Here is a 19833-nt window from a genome sequence, read left to right as displayed (position 1 = left end):
CCGGCACTGCAGGGGACTTATAAATGTTTATATTTCCAAGCGTCATCCGTCATTCTCTTTTTGGAACCGCTCGAAGCTCACAAAACGGAGAAAAATGAACAGGAGCGAGCGCAAGTCTCGGAGCTGACCAAGGCCGTTCAGAAAGCGACGGGCGGTAGCGTCAAGCTTACTATGTCGATCAAGGCTATACGGGCAACACGGCGGCTAATGTCGCCAAAGAGCAAGGCGTTACGCTTCAGGTCGCCAAATTGTCGGAAGCCAAGCGCGGTTTTGTGATTCTGCCTCGGCGATGGGTGATCGAGCGCTCCTTCGCCTGGAAGTTGCGCTTCCGGCGGCTGGTGCGTGATTAAGTATCTAAGCAAAAGAAATCCGATATTCTTGTCCGATTCTGCTTAGAATATTTTCAACACTTTTGTAGAGACAGTCGAAGCTTGCGTAGTCTTTGGGAGCTAACCATCGGTATTTGACCATGCGCCACAATGTTTCAACTTTGTTGAGATGCGGACAGTACGGCGGCAGGAAAAAGAGGCGCAGCCCTTGCTTCTTTCATTGAGCGCGCTTTTCCTGAATGCTCTTGGCGCGATGAATGCTGGCGTTGTCCAGAACAATCACGGTCGGATTAGTAATCTGACTGGCAATCTTATCGAGGCTTTCGATCATGTGATGAGCAGTAATCGGCTCGTATCCCAGAAACGTATAAATCTGGTTGTCTTTGCTCAGAAATGAGGCGGCGTTCAGTCGCCGTGAATGCCCTTGTGAGGGCAAACAAGCGGTTTGTCCTTTCTTCTGCCACATGTAGGGGACACATGGCTGGAGGCAAAAGCCGCTTTCGTCTCCATAAAACACCTGGCATCGCCCTTGTTCTTCGAGACGATGCAGACGCGAAAGAGCACGCACCTTTCGCCCCTGCACTTCTTGCGAAGGGGCTTTGGGAGGGCTGCGGCGCGCTCGACGATAGGAATATCCCAGGCGGCGTAAAGTGCGTCTTGCTGTCTGCCAGCTTATTTGGATCCCTTTTTTTGAAGCGCCTCTTCCAAGGCGGCTTTGAGATTAGGCGTCGGAAATTGAAGAATATCGTGCAAGTGCGCTTCGACGACCGCATCAATCTTACGCGGACGTCCTGATTTGGGAGCATCGCTCAGACCTGGAAGACCATGAGCTTGCCATTGATCGAGCCAGTGGCTGATCGTGGCGCTTTCTGCTTCGACAATGTCTGAGAGTTGGTCAAGCGTGAAGCCTTTAGCGCTGAGCAATACGGCCTGAGCGCGTTGACGCTGGCGATACGATGGACTGCTGCGATACACCGCCGCCAGATCGGCTTGATCGGCCTCAGAAAGTGGAGAGACAAATTTCATGTCTCTATTGTACGCCAGCCAGAAATCAACGCAAACAAGCGGGCACGATTTCTTTTGATCGACTACTTACAATCGGCTTCCCGAGACCGTCAAAAGTTACACTATTTGTCCTTCATCATATTAATGCTCGCCAAATATGCATTAATTATGAAAGTCATAACTGCTTCTAGTACTATGTATTTTATTAATAGATATCCGAAATGAGAAAATTCGTTGATCAGGTACAAATTAACGCTGTTTATCAGCTTTGTTCTCTTGTTATTGTGCATAGTTTTCTTTGCAAATCGAGGGAAAAATTCTACATCCCATATTTATGTCAAACTTGTTAATGATGTTCGTGAAAATAATATTACCGCCGTGACCAAGGATCTATCCGACGGCGTGAATCCAAACAAGTTTCCACACGAAGACGAACTTGACGAAGCTGCTTTATGTGTTGCTGCTTATGATGGGAATTTACCAATTGTAAATCTTTTGCTTGACTACCATGCTGATCCGAATATTCATGATGGATGGCAAGGCACTCCTATTTCGGCTGCGGCAAGTTCGAACAATGTTGACGTGTTGCAAGCCCTCGCTTCACGCGGTGCGAAAATAAACGACGATGGGGATGGAAATAGTAGGGCTTTATGGGTTGCTGCTGTTAATGGGAAAATAAGTGCTATGCGTTTCCTTTTGTCTCATGGAGCAAATCCGAATTCAGTTGAAAATTCACATACAAGTGATGCCGCCTCAGTGCTAACTGCTGCAGAATCTTGCAAGCAAGTATCGGCAGTGATATTACTAAAAAAATACGGGGCAAAGGAATTAAGAGTTCCTGCGCAAAGACATTGATTCTGTTACTCGGTGGCTTCTGGGACCTTATCCGCATAAAGTCAATTTAGTCCGAGAAAATATCGGTCTACGCGGAGAATATACCATGCTAGTGCTAGAAGACCGTGGCCTTCCGGAATTGCCAAATACAAAGTGGGAATATACAAGAGATAATCTAGGTTGGCATTTGTTTTGACCGATTGTCCTGGCTAGCCGGGGGCATCATTGACGCCTGCACGTTTACAAGACTATGTTAGTGTTTAATTGCGACAACAATCAAGGTGATGCTAACGCATCTTCAATCTAAAATGGGGCTGATATTTCTATCACTTAATAGTGCAATTAGGCGCTAATATTTAGCTGAATGGTTAATCGATGATACCGGTATAATTTGGTCATGATGTGTATTGCGTGAAACCCAGGGGCCAACCAATCGTTGATTGTTCGCCGTCCGATTTGTCGACCTTAACATGCTGTTCCGCCAGTCGTACGATGAAAGCGCATCCGGTTGAGTTCCCGCATTGTCCTTGCCTATATCCTAGGCGAGCAAGTTCAGGACGTTGCCTGAGAGGTTGTTGCCCGCCCCAATAACGTTATCAGTCGGCGGCATAGCTGTGTCGCCGAGAGAGACTTGCCGGCTTGCATGATCAGGCTGGCCCACATAAACCCAAGGTGTATCTTCTACTCAGAAAGGCTTTGTTAACCTGCCTCGGCACTGGGGCGTGGAACGAATCTTCGTGTGGCTCCCAAAGTACAGGAGCACGTCCACGTACTGTGTAGAAACGACGAAAAGTAACAAAAGTAGGTTGGTCGTAGTAGCCAGTTTTGGTTGGCAAGACGTCTCCGGCGGTCGTTCGGGCCAATCCAGAATGATACTCCACATCGATATTGACTCCGAGCGCGACGGATATGGCTGGGGCCCTCAATGCGAGTGTCTGCGCGAACCTCTCCGATTATATTCCTTACCTGTGGCGGCTTGGCAGTACAGTCAGCCATGTGACCGAGTCGGGCACTAAAGATGTGTCAGAACACGATCTCGTACGGTGTGAACACGTTGGAATAGGAGCCGATAACCAGTATGACAAACACTGTACATCGCTGGGAAGCAATTTACGACGTCCCCCTAGCCTCCGTTCCTAGCCACTACTCCGGGATGAGCGGTTCGCCCTTCATGATCCAGTATCTCACTGAAGTACTCCGCCGCACTCCGCGCTGCGGACGTGTTCTGGAGACGGGCGTGGGATCAGGTTATGGCTCCGTGTGGCTCTCGCTGCGCGGTATTCAGGCGGAGGGGATGGACTATTCGCCGGGGATCGTCGAGCGGGCGCGGCAGGTAAACTCGGTGCTGGGCGGGCAGGCGCAGTTTGCGCTGGGCGATTTGTTTAACCTGCACGACAAGAACCTGCGGCGCTACGATGCCATCCACCACCAGGGGGTACTGGAGCACTTTACCGGGCCGAAGATCCGGGCGGCGCTGGCGCAGCAGGTGGCGTGCGCCAATCACGTGGTGTTTAGCGTCCCGAGCGTCAACTATCCCTTCGAGCCGGAGTTCGGCGACGAGCGGCTGCTGCCTCTGGAGGAGTGGGCGCGAATCCTGGAGCCGTTCCAGGTGGAGGACCTGCGCTACTACGGAGACCCGAACCTGGGTGCGCGCGAGCAGATCCTGTGCGTGCTGCGCGGGCAGCCCGTGGATGAGGACCTGATGGCGCTGATGCATCCTGGGGCGCAGCCGTATCGGGAGGGTGTGTCGGCGATCGTCCATACGCGCAACGAGGCGGCGCGGATCGCGGAGTGCCTCCAGACGCTCGCAGGGTGGGCGGACGAGATCATCGTCTGCGACATGGAGAGCGACGACGACACGGTCGCCATCGCCTCGCAGTTCACGGATCAGATCGTGCGCCACCCGCGCATCCCCAACTTCGACCGCGCCCGCAACGTCAGCGCCATGCGGGCGCGGCACGCGTGGGTCTTCTTCCTGGACGCCGACGAGCGCGTGCCGGCGCGCCTCGGGCAGCAACTGCGGCGCATCGCGCTCTCCAATCCCGCTGAGTTCGACGCGATGCTGGTCCCGTTCCGGCACCACTTCGCCGGGCACTGGATGCGGTCCATGTATCCGGGCTACACGGCGCCGCGCCTGCTCAGGAACGGCAGCTTCGTATTCAACGCGCGCCTGCACTCGGGGGCGCAGGTAGACGGGCCGGTCATCGCCTTCCCGGCGGACGATCCCGATCTGGCGCTGGTCCACTACTCGTTCGACAGCTTCTCGCACTACCTCGGCAAGCTCAACGGCTACACGGATGGCGAGGCGCTCAACATGCACCGCGACGGCCAGGTCTTCCACTGGCAGAACGCGATCGCGCACTTCGTCCACGACTTCCAGAACTACTACGAGAAGGGCAACGCCCCCGTAGACGGCGTCCACGGCTTCCTGTATTCCTTCATGTCCGCCTTCTACCGCTTCGAGCAGCACGCCAAGCTCTTCGAGCGGCGCTGGGCGCAGGGGCAGGTGAGCGACTGGGAGCAGGCGATCCCCGCGAGCATGGAGGAGATGCTGGAGTACGCCTTGCGCCTGACCCGCGCCAAGCCCGCGCGGCAGGCCACGCCCGTGCGCGTGTCGGACGAGCCGGGGGCGGCGCGCTTCCTCTGGTCGGGGCCGGTGCGGGACCGCAGCGGCTACGGCGACGAGAGCCGGCAGATGCTGCTGGCGCTGGAGGGGGCGGGTGCCGCCGTGGCGGCGCAGTCGCTGCCGTGGGGCGAGCGGGACGCTGCGATGCCGGGGAACGACCTGGCGCGCCTGGAGAACATGGAAGGACGCGCCGCCGCGCCGGGCTTCACGCAGCTCTGCCACACGTTCGCCACTCAGTTCCAGCGGCACCCGCAGGCGGGCGTCTGCATCGGGCGGACCATCTTCGAGACGGACCGCCTGCCCAAGGAGTGGGTCGCGGCATGCAACAGGATGGACTTCGTCTGGGTGGCCACCGAGTTCAACCGGCAGACGTTCGCGCAGGCGGGCGTCGAGGCGGCAAAGCTGGTCGTCGTTCCCGAGTGCCTGGACGCCGCCCCGTACCGCAGCCTGCCGTCGCGCGAGGAAATCGCCGCCAATGCCGAGCTGCCGCAAGTGGTGCGGGAGATTGCGGCGGACGGCCGCTTCACGTTCCTCTCCGTCTTCGACTGGACCCGGCACAAGGGGTGGGACGTGCTGCTGCGCGCCTTCCTGGGCGAGTTCGCGGGGCGGGACGACGTGCGCCTCGCGTTCAAGGTCTGGTCCACCATGGGGTACGACCACGCCGAGATCCGGCGGCAGGCGTCCGAGCTGGCAAGCCGGGAACTCGGCGTCGACCTGGCGTCCGACCCACGCGTGCTGTTCATCGACGAGTATCTGCCCGACGAAGCGATGCGCTCCCTGTACATTGCCGCCGACGCCTATGTGCTGCCCAGCCGGGGCGAGGGGTGGGGGCGGCCCTACATGGAGGCGATGGCCTGCGGCCTGCCGGCGATCGCGACGGGCTGGAGCGGCAATACCGCCTTCATGACGCCGGAGAACAGCTACCTGGCGGAGTACGATCTCGTATCCGTCCCCGAGCAGGCGTGGCGGGAGGTCGCGACGTACAAGGGGCACCGCTGGGCGGAGCCGCGCCTGGAGCACGTGAAGTCCTTGATGCGCGGCGTCGTACTGGGCCGGGACGAGGCGAGGGCCGTGGGAGCGCGCGGCCGGGAGCACGTGCTGGCGCGGTTCAGCCGCGAGGCGGTCGGGCCTCTGATCCGGCGCGAGCTCGAACGCGCGGCTGAGGCCGGCCGGGCGTCGGGCGAGGCGCAGCCGGGGGCGAGCGCGGCCTCGGTGCGCTGGGAGGGCGCGATCTTCCGCCAGCACAGCCTGGGGCACGTCAACCGCGAGCTGTGCCTGGGGATGCTGGGAGGGGGCGTGGACCTCTCGCTCGTGCCGACGGAGCCGAACGACTTCTCGCCGGCCGACGAGCCGCGCCTCGCGGGCCTCGTCGGCCGGTGCTTCGCCCCCCTGGACAAGCCGGCGGACGTGCATGTCCGGCACGGCTTCCCGCCGCGCTTCGACGCTCCCGACGAGGGGCGGTTCGTCCTGATGCAGCCGTGGGAGTACGGCTACCTGCCCAGGCACTGGGTCGAGCCGATCCAGGATCGGGTGGCCGAGGTGTGGTGCAACAGCGGCTACGTGCGCGACGTCTATCTGAGCAGCGGCATCCCGCCGGAGAAGCTGGCGATGGTCCCGCTGGGCGCGGACGCCGACGTCTTCCACCCAGGCGCGCCGCCGTTCGTGCTGACGGACGAGCCGGGAGCCAGCCGCGCCTTCGGACGGGGGACGGAGCGCCCATTCATCTTCCTGTTCGTGGGCGGCACGCTGCACCGCAAGGGTTTCGACATTCTGCTGGAAGCGTATCTGAAGGCCTTCTCCGCGTACGACGACGTGCTGCTGCTGGTGAAGGACACGTGCACCAAGACCGTCTACCAGGGCCAGAACCACCGTGAGCGTCTGATCGAGCTGGCCGGGGACGCCAGCCGCCCGCGCATCGCCTACGTCGAGGACGACCTGACGGCGCACCAGCTCGCCGGCGTCTTCACGGCAGCGGACTGCCTCGTCGCTCCGTACCGGGGTGAGGGCTTCTGCCTGCCCGTGCTGGAGGCGATGTCCTGCGGCGTTCCGGCGATCGTCACGGGGGGCGGCCCGACCGACGACTTCGTGGACGAGACCGTGGGCTGGCGCCTGCCGGCGGCGAAGGTCCCGTTCGGCGACGGGAAGATCGGCGAGTGGGAGTGCGCGGGGCCGACCTGGATGTTCGAGGTCTCTGTGGACGACCTCGCGAAGCTGATGCGCCAGGTCTCCGGAAGCCGCAAGGAGACGCAGAAGCGCGGCAAGGCTGCGGCGAAGCGCGTGCGCTCCGGTTGGACGTGGGTACACGCGACGGCGCGCATCATGGACCGGCTGAAGGCGCTGCGGGCGATGCCGTCTATTGCAGCGGCACCAGCGGATACGATGGAAGCCCTAGGGACAACGGCTGTGAAGCCATCATTGCCCGCTTCGACCGGCGCGCCGACGATCTCGCTCTGCATGATCGTCAAGAACGAGGAGCGGGTGCTGGGAAATTGCCTCCAAAGCATCAGGGCCTGGGTGGATGAGATCATCGTCGTGGACACCGGCTCGACGGACCGCACGGTGGAGATCGCCGAGGAGCACGGCGCGCGCGTCTTCCACTTCCCCTGGACCGACAGCTTCTCGGAGGCGCGCAACGTCTCCCTGTCCCATGCGACGTGCGACTGGATCCTGTGGATGGACGCCGACGATACCATCCCCGAGCACTGCGGAGCCAAGCTTCGCGAGTTTGCGTTGCTGACGGAGGCCAAGGTAACAGGCCTGATCATGCAGGTGCGTATCCCACCGGCGCCCGGCGAGGTCGGACTGACCGTTGTAGACCATGTCAAGCTCTTCCGCAACCACATGGGGCTCCAGTTTGAGGGGAGGATCCACGAGCAAATCCTGGGGCCTATCTACAGCCTGGGAGGAATAGTTAAACGAACGGACGCCTACGTGGTGCACAGCGGATACGACTACAGCCCTGAGGGACAGGCAGGTAAGCGGAAGCGCGACCTCGCGCTCCTTGAAAAAGACCTAGCGGAACGCCCGGATCATCCCTTTGTCCTGTTCAACATCGGAATGACCGCCTACCATATGAAGGACTACCCCAAGGCTGTCTCCGCCCTGGAACGATGCCTAGCGGTGAGTCAGCCCCAAGAGTCGACGGTGCGCAAGGTCTACGCGATGCTGGCGGGATGCGCGTTGGAAACGAAGGACCTGATGGGGGCGCGTCGACTGATTGAAACCGGGCTCGCCCTCTTCCCCAAGGACCCGGAGCTTCTGTTCCGCGCCGGAATAGTCTACAAAGAAGTGGGAAGTCTGGACAAAGCTGAGGCGAGCTACCTTAAGCTTCTGAACGATCGTGAAACGGGACATATCGACAGTATTGACGAAACAATGGTTGGGTTCAAGGCTCATCACAACCTGGCCCTCGTTTACCTGGATATGTCGCGCTTCGATGACGCTGTGGTTTACTTCCGGCATGCGGTACAGCAAGAGCCGAGTTTCGTCCCCTCCCTGGTTGGGCTGGGCGACTTACTTATCAGTACAGGTCGTTTTTCGGAGGCTGAGAGAATAGTGGAAAACCTTGAGAGATTGGGCATTGGGGATGCGCTACGCATGCGGTATGCTCTGCAGGCCACAGCTGTTAGGGGCACATAGATGAGAGTCGATCGTACAGAAGAAACTCCAGGAGCGCCAAGCCCGGTGAGGCGACTTGCCGGCTGCGACGGTACGCCGGGGCAGGGGCCCTTCATGGCCGTCGTGATCGACGTAGAGGATGTCAGCGGCGTATTGAACGCTGAGGATATTAATATTATTGCATTGCATTTCCAGACATACGGCTGTCCTGCGGCGCGGGCATGTGGTGAGTTTGTGTCTGACTACTTAACGGGTAAACCGCTGTCTGCGGCCATACATCTGTCGGAAGAAGATTTCTTGCGGGAGATCGGACGAATGCCATTGGGACGGGAACATTGCCCAGGAATGACAATACGCGCGCTTCGGCTAGCGGTCGCGAGCGCCAGGGCGAACGAGGAAGACAGTCTCTAGGCGTGCTAATGCATTTTGCCAGTTAAATAGCGCAAAATAGTGGCTAAGTCCTACGTAGTGAAGCATGCTCGATATTGCATCAGCGTTTCTGCAATTTGATCCTGGCCTAAAAAACAGTAGGTCACGGAGCATCCATATACTGTACAGTTTCCGATCTGATCGGCGGCAAGTAGTTCAGGCGCGAGCCTGAACTACAGCTTACCTGGCATTTCGAAGAATAAGTTCTGGAGCCTGTAGCGGTGCTACAGGCTCTTTTCGGCTAGATTACAGCTTAATGAGATAATTGCGATTAATTTATTTGATTGTAAACGTCTTCTGCATTCGCAAGTTTCGGGCTTGGCTAGCACTCGGCGCCAAAAGAATCAACAGTGTTTTAACACGCTCTTAAAAATACGAAGTAAGGTGACGCCACTCTGAAGGGGCCGAAGGTGTACAACTCTGCCGAAAAAGTTTGGCGGATTCTCGAATAGCCATGGTATATTACCAAGGGACCATTCCGGAATAGTGTATTCCAATGTAGTGTTTAGGTGTTCCAAAAAATACAGAGCGTTCCGTGAAACGTATGGAGTACTAGTTGCCATTTCCTCGCCACGTAGATAACCTCCGGAAGAAAATTCCGGTAGCTTATTCTATTATCGCTATCTTATTCGGCACGGTGATCACACCGCAAGCCTTCGGAGCTAAGCCTCCTCTGCCCACCGTTGGTCCATCGACTTTGCTTGATGAAAGTGGACACCTCGCTCACCCCGTGTCTCAACAAAGCGTTGACGCCTGGAAGACCGAACTTCACCTCCTGAAGCCGTCGGCTAATCGATCGGCGGTGCTAAACATCTGGCTCGGAGAATATGAGCTGAGTAAAAATCTCAATCCGATCTCCGCGCGCAAACGATTCGCCTCCGTAAGCGCGCAACCAGACGTAAGCGCTGAATACAAAACTCTCGCATCCTACGATGACGCTATTACGCTTGAAGCAAAAGGCTCATATCAAGATTCCACGGAAGCGTTTCAGCGTTTGTTGCGGACGGCGAATGAACAGCCTGGCCTGAATACGCAAAATTGTACCCTGTGGCTCCGACACGCTCGCGCTTGCGCTGGATATCATGCCGAGCACTCAAAGCTTGGTATTCCCGAGCCTCCCAATCTTGATCCGCTCTGCGGAGCCGCCGCGTTGGCGGCATGCGTTCAATCTCTGCATCAGCCATTCGACAAAAAGACAATTCTTGCCGCTTGTAATGTGACCGGTATCGGCAGCACTGTGGACGATGTCATCAAGGCGGGACCACATCTCAAACTTGCTACACGAGCCGTTGTTGCGGATGAGGCCGGATTGATCGCGTTGCCTAAGCCTCTCGTGGCCTTCGTGGAGCATGACCATTTTGTCGCACTCATTCGAGCAGACAAATCCGGAATATCGTACCTTTGCTCTGACTGTGGATGCTGGCCAGGCGGCCGTGTCAATCTCACGTGGAAGCAGTGGCGCGCGATGGATCCAGGCCTCTACATTGCGGTGACCAAGCCAGGTTCCACGTCTGATAAAATAGTGGCTCACGCCTGTGAAAACACCAAGCCGACCGAGGGCGTGCAAATCAGCTCAATCGGATCGCTGGCGAGCCTGCACCTGAAAAAACAGCTGCTCGCCCATGTTTCCGTTCTGCCTGCGCTGCGCCATGTGGCCCGCTATACAGGGACCGCTACGCTTGGATGCGCCTCTGCCTCCTATTCGCTTCACTGCCCTCCCAACGTGACGTGTCCAATGGCGGACGGCGCCGGCGGTAACGGCGGATGTTCGGGTCCATCCAGCGGAGACCCTGTGAATTTGGCGACGGGTGAAGAGGAATACTCGCCTGCTGCGGATATCACAGTCTACAATCTCCATGGCCCGGCTGTGGTCTGGAACCGGATTTACAACAGCCTTCGACCGTGGAATATGGCGATCGCAGGCGGCGGCGTCGCCCAATTCAGCTACGAAGCGGATGATTTCGGCGCCGGATGGTCGCATCCTTATAACATCCTCGTTCAAGATTCGACGGCTACGGCTCCGTTTACTCCCGTTCCCCAAGGAGGATCAGGAGTTCCAATAGGAAATGGGACGGATCACTGCGCCTCGGGTGTCCTTTGGGATATTGTTTATGCCGGCTCAACGGTCGCGTCATCCAGCTCCCTTAACGGCTGGACGTTCGACCGGCAAAATGGAACCGTAACCGCGTCAAGCTCGGCTGCGGTCGGCCAAGGATATGAGGTTCGATGGGATGCGGGATATGGAGTGTTCTACTCCGCGTTCTTCGAAGTCGTCCCAAACGCCTCGGTCCCACAAGGAATGTCGGTTATCATTCCGCCCACGGGCGCGAACGCGGCCGCATCGGGGCTGCAATGGGACATCGTTCAGGGCTCCACGACGATCGCCACCAGCAACAGCCATTCGGGATGGAGTGTTGGATTGTATACGTATGGATTCCAAATCTCCGCTCCGATGGTCTCGACAGGAAACTACGAAGTTCGATTCGCTCAAGGCCCCTCAGCTACGTTTAGTGTGATCGACAGTCACTTCTCGGTGGGGTTGGGTGACAAATATATCCTGCTGGCAAATGGCGCCCGAATACGGTTCACGGCGGCTTCCGCACCAACTGCTGGCAACACAGTTGTACGTTGCTCGGTGCTTCCGACATATCATACACTTGTCGATTGGCATTACGATTCCAGCAATCCGTCTGGCTATTACACAATCACGCTTGGAAACCGGACGGTTATGCGGACCACGCCTCCAGTGGCTGCTTACGCGCTTGGCGACAATGCATTTATGGTGAGCTCGCTGGTCTCCCAAATTTCCAACGCGACCGGCAGCCCCCTAAACCTTGTTTACGGAGCGCAACGGTCCGTCAACGGTTTCCCCTTACTCTCGAGTATCAATGACGCCAGCAACGGGTCGGCCTTACTGACCATCGCCCGTGACTCTGATGGCAGCGGACATATCCATTCGGTATCGGATCCCCAAGGCCGGAGTGTTTATTATTCCAGCCAAGTTTATGTCGTTCCGCCATTTAACCATGCGAATGCAGCATTCCCGGAAGTTACTCAAGTGTCGCAAATCGTTCCCAGCGGGACAAGCAACCCGCCGATGCGCTACGCTTATGACTATCAGCGCGTCTATGCCGGATCGGGTCCGATGCTGCACACGATTACTGTCCCGAGTCCTACGGGAGTAGGCGTCAGCACCTCAACGATCAACTATAACGATCAGCCGGCCACAGTTTCAAGCACGGTGGATGGCAATGGAAACATGACGGCTTACACACCAGACAATCTTAATCACACACGCGTCACGACATACAACCCGTTGGGACAGGCAATCTACTCCTACGTTTATGGCTTTGATAACAACATGAGCCTTACAACGAAAACGGACGGCGCAGGCACCGTGGTTTATGCTGCGGCGTATTCCGATCCCAATAATCCGACGAAGGCATCCTCAGTCACGGATGGAAACGGTTACGGCACGATTGCGCCCGGAGGAACGCAAGCGTTAGACGCAGGAGGCACAGACGGCGCCACCGGAGGAATTCCCTGGGAAATAGTCGGCCCGACGGGAGCATTCGTCGCGTCGTCGGGCAGCCCGTTCGGTTGGACTGTCTCATTCACTGGTGGCTCGCTGACGGTTTCGGCGCCGTCGAATGCTGTGGCCGGCTCTCGCTATGAAGTTCGCGCCACATACTCATTGCATAGCTACTCGGCGTACTTCAACATTGGCGGCGCCCGAGGGACCAGTTACTACCGGTGGGATCAGTATGGCAATCTCACCTCAGCGACGTCGCCGCGAGGCGTCGTGACGAGCTTCACATGGGATTACTCAGCCTTTCCGTTTGGCGAACTCGTGGCCGCACAAGAAGGCGGAAAGACCCCGATTACGTACACGTATTGCGAACCTTCTGGACTCCTTCAGACATCAACCGGTCCAAGCCCGGCTGGCGGCCTGTCCATGGTTTCCTATACTTACGACTCGCTCGGTAATCCATTGACGATCGTCAGTCCGGGAAATAATACCGGCGCCACGATTACGTCTACATTTAATTACACGCTAGATCCAGGAGATTCAGCGCATGGTGTGGCTCCGTACAGCCAACCCGCAGCGCTTGGACAGGCGCTGACGATCACAAACGCACTTGGTCAAGTGATTCACATCCGATACAATGCGCTCGGTCAGGCGGCCACGACGATCGATCCCCTGGGGCACGCATTGAACATTGCGTATAACATTTCAGGACAGAAATGGAAAGTAATCTCACCCTTAGCCGGCCCGGCAAGCCCAGGCAGCCTGTACGAAGAGTTCGAGTACTTGTATCCAGGCAGCCAGCCGTCCAAAGTGAAAAAATACGATGAAGACGGCCATCTGATGCGCCAGGTGAATAGCAGTTACGGCCTAGAAGGCGAAACCGTGGGAACCAGCGGCGACACCCATCCCATCAACTATGAGTACGATGCGCTCTATCGCCTGAAAAAACTCACCGACAGCAACGGTCACTCGACGAAGTACTACTACAATCCCGCAGGTTACCTGTCAAGCGTCATCTATCCGGGAGGGGATACGACACAGATGACCTCTTACGACCTCAATGGTAATCCGCTGACACGTATCGATGGCCGGGGTGTCGAGACCGATTATGTGTATAACGACGTAGAAAGCTTGCTGACCGATGTCCTGTACCCGCTGCATACCGATAACAATGTTCACGTTACATTTGATGGCTACGGTCGTCGTGGCTCCGCTACCGATAACACCGGAACGCGAACCTATAATTACAATGACAATGACCTGACAACGTCGGCCACAACGGCTTATGTTGGGGCTCCGTCGAAGACGTTCGCCTACGCCTACTATCCAAACGGCAGCCGTAAGACGATGTCAACGCCCGCCGGCGACTTCAATTACTCCTATGATGCGGCAGGACGCCTGAAACAGGTCGGAAATCCGTTTTCGGAAACGGACACGATGTCCTACATGGATAACGGATGGCTGCAATCGCACCAGCTTGGCAACGGAGCAGTTACTTCCTACTCGTACAATGCCGTTGGACAATTGTTTGGCCAGTTGAATCAAGCGGCGGACGGTACTGTTCTTTCTCAATTTAGCAACATTACCTACGACGGAGCCGGCAATCGGCTCAGCATCACTTCAACCATGCCCGGCATGACGTCCTACAGCGGCGTCACTGACTATACGTACGACTCCCTTGACCAGCTCCTGGGAGAGCAGTCCAGCCGAAATGGCGGCTACACGCATGGTTTCGCATACGATGCCGTCGGTAATACGACGACGTTCCGAGGACAAGGTAATTCCTTCAACTCGAATAACCAGAATGGCGCATTTACCTTCGACGCCAACGGTAATCCCATCCAATATCATGGGGTTCCGCTTTCCTTTGACGAGGAGAACAGGCTGGTGACGAATGGTCACTAGCCGCTTAGGAACTAAAGACACACAGATGAAGAACGATCATTTGGGATGGCCGTGGGCCATTCCGTCCAACATATCGAAGCGCGGCCGCCGAGTGGTGGCTCCGCTGGCGGTCGCCATTGGGTTGGCGTGTGGACTGTCATCGTCAGGGGCGTTCGCCCAAACCGGCGGAGAGATCGTGGGCAGCGGAGCGACCTCGTCCGGCCCCGTGGATCTGACCGCCCTAGGGACATCCGATTGGGCACACTGGCCAGGTTACGATCACAAGGCGACCGGCGGTGGTAAGATCAGCAATTACACGTTGGTTGGAGGCGGTTCCTTGAACACCGCTGGAGGCGCAGCGACGACCGCCACATGGAGCGACGGGGCGCCAACCTCCAGTGACAGTGGCAACAGCGGAGATATTTGGACATTTAACACCGGAGCAGGATTCAATATCACGGCTCCGGCGGATACGACAACACGCACTCTGACGGTGTATTTGGGCGGATGGAAGTCTACTGGCTCCTTCACGGCTCATCTTTCCGATGGATCCGCTGTTGACTACACGGACGCGTCGTTCACGAACCAGACAGGGGTTTATTACTGCGCCTACACGCTGAACTACCATGCCGCTTCGGCCAATCAAACCCTCTCGGTGACTTGGAGCGTGCAAGAAGGGTTTGATTCGCCATACGCCAACGTAGCGATCCAAGCCGCAACACTTTCCGGAGCGGCTGTTTCCGCCCCCAGCGCCCCTGGAAGCTTGAGCGCGTCCGGCGGGAATGGTCAAGTCGGGCTGTCTTGGGGGGTGGTCACGGGAGCGACGGTCTACAAAGTCAAACGATCGACAACGTCGGGCGGGCCATACTCCCAAATCGGCGGAAACGTCTCTACCACCTCTTATACGGATAGCCAGGTCACCAATGGAACGCCGTATTATTACGTGGTGTCGGCGGCGAACGAAGGCGGCGAAAGCGCGAATTCCACGGAAGCGACTGCGAGTCCGGTTGGCCCGCCGGCTACACCAACCTCGTTAACGGCGACGCCCGGCTACAGTTTGTCCGCGTTGTCCTGGAACGCATCCGGCGGTGCGAGCAGCTATTCCATTCTCAGGGGTTCCGCACCCGGCGGTCCGTACAGTGGCGTTGGAACGAGCACTGCTACGACCTTTCGAGACACCAGCGTCAATGCGGGAACAACCTATTATTACGTCGTAAAGGCCAGCAGCGCCCAGGGAGACAGCAACAATTCAAACGAATCGAGTTGTGTTCCGCTGGCGTCGCCATCGGGCCCCACAGGGCTGGCCGTTACTCCCGGAAATGCTCAGGTTCATGTTGCGTGGGCTCCCGTGACCGACGCGATTGGCTACAACATTAAACGCGCCACGGCTAGTGAAGGTCCATATAGCACAATATCGCTGGGAAGTACCACGACATCGTTCAATGACTCGGCGGTCAGCAACGGGACGACCTATTATTATGTCGTGTCCGCGATCTTTAGCCAAGGGGAAACACTGCCATCCATCGATGCAGCCGCCACTCCGCTTGCTCCGGCGTCGTCCCTGGTGGCAAGTCCTTCCATGGAATACTCTTCCGATGGATTATTGACAAAAAAGGTTGCGGGGGGAAACACCACCTATCTCCTGTATGATGGGAGCAATCTCGTCTGCGAAATGAATAGCTCCGGCGCGATCGGCGCCGTAACAACGTCTACTAGTAATGGAGTTTCGTCTCGGCATACTGCCTCTGCATCCAGCTATTACATGTACGACCCACAGGGCAACACCGTACAGCGGCTCGATCAAAACAGTACGACCCTAGCATCGTACATGTACGATGCCTACGGCGCCCGGGCCGGCACGGACAACTCGGACGACCCATACAGCAACTTCGGCGGCCAGTGGGGATACTATTACGATAGTGCAAGCGGTCAGGAGATTGTGGGAAGTCGATTCTACTCACCGCAGGACGGTCGCTTCCTCACGCGCGACGGCATCGGTTACGCCGGAGGGATTAATCTCTACAGTTACGTAGGCAACAATCCGGTAAACAGAATAGATCCTACTGGGCACTTCTGGTGGATTGTGGCTGGCGCCGTACTCGGCGCGGGTGGTAACCTCGTCTATCAGATGTACACCAATCCCTGCGGCGATATCGATTGGGTACAAGTACTGAACTGGGGAGCCATGGGAGCAACCGCAGCTGCGGGATTACCCGAGGCGGATATATTGGCGGCGCCCGCCGCTGAAGGGGGCCTTGAGGCTGCTGGAGCTGATATGGCTCCTGGCCTAGAAAAGGCGTTAGGAAAAGATCTACCAGAACTTGCCGAAGGAACAGGATGCTTCGTCGCTGGAACGCCGGTACAGATGGCTGATGGTGGCTTCATGGCCATTGAGCAGGTTAAAATTGGTGATTTTGTTGTCAGTCGAGATAGGGCAACTGGCAAGACAGCTTCTCAGCGCGTTTCCGACACCATTGTTCATAAGAACGTTGCTACCATAGAACTGCGTTTCAGCAACGGCGAAACGCTAGTAACCACTGGGCCGCATCCTTTCTATGTTCAAGGCAGAGGTTTTATAAAAGCTGGCGACCTTGCGGTCGGGGATGTGATTGTTACTCGGTCGAAATCAAATACAATTATCAAAAGTATCAAGCGGCTTGCCAGGTCTACCGTTTATAACTTTACTGTCGAGAATTTCCATACATATTTTGTTGGAAAAGCTGATGGCGGGATATGGGTACATAATACAACTGCAGATTGTTTGAAACTCTATCGAGGAGGTGACTCGCTCGAAGTGCGTCCTAATGTTGATGTTCGAATTAATCGAGCCACAGGGATGGTCAAACCCGGTCGAGGAATGTCCGTTAATACTAATCCATTAAACAAAAATGTTGCAAACCGCGGAGCCCATATGCTTGGTGATATTCCCAAGGGGTTGAAGGCTATACAGCATGGCGATGATTTGGGGCACTACGAAATCGCCCCTGAAGTGGAAATGTCTCTGGAGCAATATCAGCAGCTTTTGAATATGATTGAATTAACACCATTGTAAATTCGTTTAGGATTTTATAAGCTTATGCCGGGCATCCGATTTAAAATTCCATATGTCCGGCATACAGAATCAACCGCTTCGCGAATAGGAGCTGTGCAATGACAGACGATAGCCGATACTCAGACATAAGAATACTGACACAAATAGACCAGCGAACTTTGGATGAAATGTCCACTCGTGGTTTCCTAGGCCCGTTATTAATCTCAATAGATGATTCAATTTACTCTCTGTTCTTTATAACACCAGAAAGAATAAAATCAGAACTTAAGGCATCTTTAGACTCTGGAGAAATATGGTTCAGTGAGCCGGGCTTAATAGTTATTCCTGACATTACGATGAAAAATATAGAAACCGCACTTGAAGATATGTGTCGGCAGAAATTTTTCGACTGTATCAAACCTATTGAGAACATCTAAATTAACGTGATGTGCAGGTTTTCTTTTATGCCTGCACGAGATGCTCGAATTGAAGCGGGGCGTTCCCCTGTTGCACATTGAGAATGATCGCCAGCCTGTGCGCCAGTACCTTGCGATAGATGCGGCTGTCCAAATGCCACAGATCTCGGGCGCGCACGCATTTGAATAAGTAACGGACATCACTATAGCGTCACTTCTTACCTTGCGCCGTATCGGGATCACGCTTGGCATGGCGGGCAGGCGGCGTCAACCGGTACTGTTGGTTGGCCGCCAGTTTTGCCTTGATCTCAGGAATGCAATAGTTGCGGTCTCCCAAGATGGGGCAGTCCATCGGAGCCGACTGCACCAATGGCAGCGTAATGGACTGCTCGGACTGATTAGCTGGAGCGAGAAAAAACTCCGTGATGAACGCAGGCCAAGTGATACGCGCATGCAGCCGGAATCCGTAAAATGTTTGCCGCCCGCTGTGGTCTTTTCCATTTGGCCGCTTGACGCACAAAGGTCGTTCGGTTGGTCTTCGCCAACGCGGGAAAGAAGTGGCTCCAATGGGGGCGAGGTAGGTAAGGAGATGCTTATCGGAGTCGATACCCAGGATTTCTCCCACGCATTCCATCGTGAGCACCTCCGCATCGGCGAGTTTAGGTTTCGGTCTTCGCAGCCGCAGCCGACTGACATACAGGCGTTGTTTTGCAATGTGCAATTCGTCGTCAATCAGGACAAACATGGATATGATAAACAAGGATATAATAAGCTCGTCTAGGTCCATCGGGAAAGTACCTCCCAGCGTTAGCACTTGAAAAGTACCTACACGAAGGGCCTAGATATTCTTATGTCCGAAACTTGCACATCGTGTTAATTATCCTCCTCTGCCGCTTCAAAAACCGCAGCAGCCTCGAACATTTGCTTCGGGACGCCACCCGCCCAATCGTCGACACCGCGTGTTCCGCGAGGAAAACGGCTCCCAGGGGACCATTTGGCTCAGCTTCCTGAGCCTGATCAAGTCGCCCTACTTCTGGAGGGGATGGCTGAGGACTGAGCCTCTCTCAGTGCCCTCCTCATTTGAGCACGCGGGCTTCGAGCGCCGCAGAATCTCCGCAGCCGCTGAGGCGCAGCATTTCGGCCGCGCGCGCCATGCGGTTTCGAAAGCGGGCATTCTCGCGGGCGCTTAGGAACGCGCCCGCGAGTTCGCCCGCCTCGTCAAAGCGTTTCCCGGCTGCCGCGACGGCGATTCTCGTTATGGCGACCTTAGACGCGAGCGGAGTTCGCGATCTCGCATGTATCAGCGATTGTGTCCACCCGCGTCCTATCGTCTCGTTCCACAGCCGCTGAGCATGGTCGGACTGGCCGGCGCCGAAACGGCATTCTATTTCGGTCAGCCTGGTCAGTAGCCAATGTTCCCGGAGCTCCTCTGGAGGGTCTTGCCCTCCGGCGTGGAATTCTGCCCCTTCTAGCGCTTCCCACGCCTGCTGCGCATATGCTTGCGCCTCGCGTCTGCCCGCTTGCTCAATGGCGAATCGGAGAAGAGGCTTGGCTTGATCGCGCAGGGCGCCGATGCGTCCAGGAATGTGGCTGCCTGTTCGCGCCAGAAGCTCTTCGGCCTCGCGGCCGTATGCGACAAGTTCCAGGGGCGGGAACGCGCCGAAGAGGCGGTAGGCGATACCCGCCCCGGTTAGAAACAGCCCTGCGGCGTCAATCAGAAGCGCCGATGAGGACCGGGAGGAAGCGACGGAGCGGCATACCCCTGAGAGCTCGCTGATGATCCGCTGGGTCCTTGACGTCTGGCCGCAGTGCCCGTCGTAGGCGACGAGCTGGCTGCCGACCCGGAGCAGGGCGTGCGTGCGAATAGGGTCGTCGGCGTGCGGCTGCGCATGGAGGGCTGTCCACGCCTTCTCCAGGTAGGGAACGGCGGTTTCCCACAGCCCCTGGTCGTACAGATCGACGCCCGCCATTCCCCAGTCTACCGCCTCGCGCGGCGCGCCGCGAGCAGCGAGCGGGTCGATCTCCCATCCTTGGAGAGCCATGACAGCCTTCTTGAAGAAATTCTCTAGCAGGACATAGCTGCCTATTTCTAGCCCGAGCGAAATTGCAACCGTTGGGATGTGCCGCGCGGC

General features: G+C 56.8%; 9 protein-coding genes and 2 pseudogenes. 7 read left to right on the top strand and 4 right to left on the bottom strand.

Features of this window, described 5'->3' with window-relative positions; all coding sequences use genetic code 11:
* Positions 1 to 84: 84 nt before the first annotated feature.
* Positions 85 to 347, top strand: a pseudogene (locus D5261_RS31445) (transposase); the annotation flags it as partial.
* A 7-nt stretch (positions 348 to 354) separates the two neighbouring features.
* Here the strand turns inward: D5261_RS31445 and D5261_RS31440 are convergent.
* Positions 355 to 969: pseudogene (locus D5261_RS31440) on the bottom strand (IS630 family transposase).
* Positions 970 to 1001: 32 nt separating this feature from the next.
* On the bottom strand, positions 1002 to 1355 hold the full coding sequence (locus D5261_RS31435; RefSeq protein WP_119321721.1) for a helix-turn-helix domain-containing protein: 354 nt from the start codon (positions 1353 to 1355) through the stop codon (positions 1002 to 1004).
* Between the two features lie 213 nt (positions 1356 to 1568).
* On the opposite strand from D5261_RS31435, the gene D5261_RS31430 reads away from it, so the two are divergent.
* The 6 genes from D5261_RS31430 to D5261_RS31405 all read left to right on the top strand — a co-directional run bounded on the left by D5261_RS31430 (position 1569) and on the right by D5261_RS31405 (position 17722).
* Positions 1569 to 2189: an ankyrin repeat domain-containing protein gene (locus D5261_RS31430; RefSeq protein ID WP_119321720.1), complete on the top strand. Its 621-nt coding sequence runs from the start codon at positions 1569 to 1571 to the stop codon at positions 2187 to 2189.
* A gap of 1150 nt (positions 2190 to 3339) precedes the next feature.
* Complete coding sequence (locus tag D5261_RS31425) at positions 3340 to 8433, top strand: glycosyltransferase (RefSeq protein ID WP_165864233.1); 5094 nt, start codon at positions 3340 to 3342, stop codon at positions 8431 to 8433.
* 93 nt (positions 8434 to 8526) lie between these two features.
* Complete coding sequence (locus tag D5261_RS31420) at positions 8527 to 8823, top strand: iron-sulfur cluster assembly scaffold protein (RefSeq protein WP_165864232.1); 297 nt, start codon at positions 8527 to 8529, stop codon at positions 8821 to 8823.
* Between the two features lie 574 nt (positions 8824 to 9397).
* The gene (locus D5261_RS31415; RefSeq protein ID WP_119321717.1) at positions 9398 to 14275 is read left to right on the top strand and encodes a cysteine peptidase family C39 domain-containing protein; all 4878 of its coding nucleotides are present in this window, start codon (positions 9398 to 9400) and stop codon (positions 14273 to 14275) included.
* Between the two features lie 25 nt (positions 14276 to 14300).
* The gene (locus tag D5261_RS31410; protein ID WP_165864231.1) at positions 14301 to 17306 is read left to right on the top strand and encodes a polymorphic toxin-type HINT domain-containing protein; all 3006 of its coding nucleotides are present in this window, start codon (positions 14301 to 14303) and stop codon (positions 17304 to 17306) included.
* A 98-nt stretch (positions 17307 to 17404) separates the two neighbouring features.
* Positions 17405 to 17722, top strand: coding sequence for a hypothetical protein (locus D5261_RS31405; protein WP_125206015.1), 318 nt, complete (start codon positions 17405 to 17407; stop codon positions 17720 to 17722).
* A gap of 190 nt (positions 17723 to 17912) precedes the next feature.
* On the opposite strand, the gene D5261_RS31400 is transcribed toward D5261_RS31405, so the two are convergent.
* Both D5261_RS31400 and D5261_RS31395 read right to left on the bottom strand, forming a co-directional pair.
* Positions 17913 to 18488 (bottom strand): hypothetical protein, encoded by a 576-nt coding sequence (locus D5261_RS31400; RefSeq protein WP_119321715.1) that lies wholly within the window; start codon positions 18486 to 18488, stop codon positions 17913 to 17915.
* 289 nt (positions 18489 to 18777) lie between these two features.
* Positions 18778 to 19743, bottom strand: coding sequence for a hypothetical protein (locus D5261_RS31395; protein ID WP_125206014.1), 966 nt, complete (start codon positions 19741 to 19743; stop codon positions 18778 to 18780).
* Positions 19744 to 19833: the final 90 nt, after the last annotated feature.

The sequence above is a fragment of the Capsulimonas corticalis genome (assembly GCF_003574315.2).
Lineage (GTDB): Bacteria > Armatimonadota > Armatimonadia > Armatimonadales > Capsulimonadaceae > Capsulimonas > Capsulimonas corticalis.
This window is presented reverse-complemented; position numbering and strand designations above follow the sequence as displayed.